The 2,155-nt window shown below is 65.3% G+C and carries 3 protein-coding genes; 1 reads left to right on the plus strand and 2 read right to left on the minus strand.

Annotated elements, in window-relative coordinates; translation table 11 throughout:
• The coding region (locus ACMO6A_RS08070; RefSeq protein ID WP_418471060.1) for a hypothetical protein at positions 1-1,114 on the minus strand (1,114 nt) is incomplete at its 3' end.
• A gap of 305 nt (positions 1,115-1,419) precedes the next feature.
• Between ACMO6A_RS08070 and ACMO6A_RS08075 the strand changes: the two genes are divergently transcribed.
• Positions 1,420-1,875, plus strand: coding sequence for a hypothetical protein (locus ACMO6A_RS08075; protein ID WP_286108157.1), 456 nt, complete (start codon positions 1,420-1,422; stop codon positions 1,873-1,875).
• Between the two features lie 77 nt (positions 1,876-1,952).
• On the opposite strand, the gene ACMO6A_RS08080 is transcribed toward ACMO6A_RS08075, so the two are convergent.
• A partial coding sequence (locus ACMO6A_RS08080) for a hypothetical protein (protein WP_418471061.1) occupies positions 1,953-2,155 on the minus strand: 203 nt, incomplete at its 5' end.

The raw sequence follows: 2,155 nt of genomic DNA on the forward strand, positions 1-2,155 counted from the left end.
GCATGAACGGGCCCACGTTGGCCAGCACGCCCTTGATGTCACGGCCGGCGCGGGTGACGATCTCGTCGACGGTCTCGCTGCCTGGCTGCCAGCGTTCGGAGCTCATCAGCTCCACGAGGCGGGCCAGTCCGGCGTTCGCGTCTCCCGCGGCGGTGCGGAACGCTTCCACGAAGTTCATGTCGTCCGCGGCGAGCCGGTCGCCTCCCAGGTCGATTGCAGTATTGTCGGGCAGCACGCCGATCGCGCCGGTCTCGTCGACCGGTGCGGGGGCCGCGGGTTCGAGTCCCTCGCTCATGCGCCGCATGGTCTCGCGTTTGATGCTCGCGCAGATCGTGGATTGCGCCATGTCGAGCTTCGCGGCGATCTCCTGCTGGGTCATGCCCTGGCCGCCCTCCTCGACGGGCAGGTTCATGTCATGGATCTTCGCGTCGAGTTCGAGGCGTTCCGCCGGCGTGAGCTCCGGCACGCTGTGGCGTTTGCCGTCCGTGCCCACGACCGGCTTCGGCTTCGCGGAGGCGCCCTTCGGGGATTTCTTGTTCTTTTTCAGCGCGCGGCCGACCGTCCTATCGCTCACTCCGAGCGCCGCGGCGAGGGCCACGTTGCTGATCGGGTCGTCCTGGAAGCTGAGGATGAGGTTGGTGCGTTGCTGGACGGTGAGACGGACCGCGTCGGCGGTGAACTTGTCCTGGCACATCCGGTTCCAGCCGATCTGTCCCGCGGGGTATCCGAGGGCGATCCAGGCGCGTCCGTCGTATGCCTGGGCGATCAGGTCGTGAAGGCGTTTCTGGCTTTTCGCGGTCTCGTAGAGCTGTTCCTGGATGTCGCCGACGAGCTGTTCGGCCTGTTCGCGGGTGAAGTCGCTTTGGTTCGTGTCGACGCCCATGTTGACGGGCAGGTGGTCGCGCGTGTATTCGATGACCGCGTCGCCTGCCGTGGCCTCCCCCGGTTCCGGCTCGTCTATGATGCGGATCGGCTCAGGAGCGCCCTCGGCCGAGTCCGGCTCCTCCACGGCGGGCACGTCGACGATCTCCACGTCCTGCCATGCGGGTTCGTTCTGTGAATATCGGGGTTCACTGGCGGTCGGCTGGGTGGGGTTGATGTAAGAATTGGTCATGATTGGCTCCTTCTGGTCCGACGATTGGTCTTCTGGTCCGACGATTGGTCGGGGTCGGTCTTGCCGGCTCCTTCTGATGTGATGATTGGTGGGGTTGGCTTCTGCTGGTTCCCTCGCCCGAGCCGGATTCGTCCGGCAAGGGGCAATGCAAATGGGTAAAGGATGGGACCATCGCCCGCACGCGAACGGCAATTCGCGTGCGGGCATTCTCTTTTTCACGGACCATCCCATGCGGCCGATATCATGCCGGACGCATGTGTATCGGTAGAACGGATATCGTCTCCAAGCACAATCGATCGGCGGGCATGATGGAAGACAACACTGCGGGCTTCTCCCCCGTCCTCCGCCGCCGTCTCATGACGGTGGACCGGATATCCGGGTTCCTGCAGGGCGCATCGATGCCCCTGCGTCCCCGTGTCTCCCCGATCGTGACGGTCCGAGCCGCGATTCGGTACGAGGAGCTGGCCCGTGACGAAACGGTGCTCGCGCGGCGGGCGCGTCTGGCCTGGCTGGCCTATCGCATGGCCGTCGCCGATGGTCTGTTCCGTAATGTCACGGATCCCGCCGTCATGGATGGACTGCGTTGGATGCTGTCCACGGGGATCACGGACGGCGAGCTGTTCGACGCAGGGCTCTCGTCCGGCATCGTGCTCGCCGCCGCGACCTGTGACGACGCGTATGGGTTCGTCCACGACGTCGCTTCCGCGGTCGCCGAGGGGCGTCGATCCGCTGTGGCCGCCATGAGCCGCACGCGCTTGTAGGGTTGGCATTCCTGGTTCTCTCTTTTCGCTGCAGATGGGTGGTGGATGGGTTTGTTTCGGGTAAAGGATGAGTTTTCTCACCCCACCGGGATGGGCCGGCAAGCCCGGTTCCCGGCGCGCGTGGGGACGGCAATCCCCGACGCAAGTCTCTTATGCCGTTCGGCCATGACGCTGCGCGCCACGACCTGGTCCTCCAGATGGACGCCGGCGGCGCGCAGGAAACGGATGTCGCGTGCCACGTGCTCTCCGCGCAGCAGCGTCGCACCGGATAGGATCCGTT

Origin of the sequence: Eggerthella sp. (genome assembly GCF_048329335.1) — a bacterium.
GTDB lineage: Bacteria > Actinomycetota > Coriobacteriia > Coriobacteriales > Eggerthellaceae > Eggerthella > Eggerthella lenta.